We start from the raw sequence: 284 nt of genomic DNA, 5'->3' as shown, positions 1-284 counted from the left end.
CGCCAAACTTTTTGACCAAGGGGTCGGGGGAGCCGCAAAGCTGCGGGCTGCCATATCTCTAAACCTCACTAACTGAACAAAGTAACTAACGATATTGTTCTTTCTTGCTGTACAGGAGGCGATTGTCTACACTGACCGTGTCAATAATCGCCACCACCATCGCATCGAGAGGACGCTTTTCGCTGCCATCTACAATCCGGGCAGCACTCCCACGGCTGACCAAAGCCCACTCATCTATACCAGCGCCTACCTGATCGCCAGCTACCTCGTATTGGGGTAGGATC

At 52.8% G+C, this 284-nt stretch carries 1 protein-coding gene; it reads right to left on the bottom strand.

Annotation, left to right across the window (positions count from 1 at the left end; genetic code table 11):
• Positions 1 to 85 precede the first annotated feature (85 nt).
• A partial coding sequence (locus FLQ44_RS23370) for a EutN/CcmL family microcompartment protein (protein ID WP_147696233.1) occupies positions 86 to 284 on the bottom strand: 199 nt, incomplete at its 5' end.

The sequence above is a fragment of the Vogesella mureinivorans genome, from assembly GCF_007644035.1.
GTDB classification, from domain to species: Bacteria; Pseudomonadota; Gammaproteobacteria; order Burkholderiales; family Chromobacteriaceae; genus Vogesella; species Vogesella mureinivorans.
The sequence above is the reverse complement of the archived record's forward strand: the minus strand, read 5'-3'. Positions and strand labels throughout refer to the sequence as shown.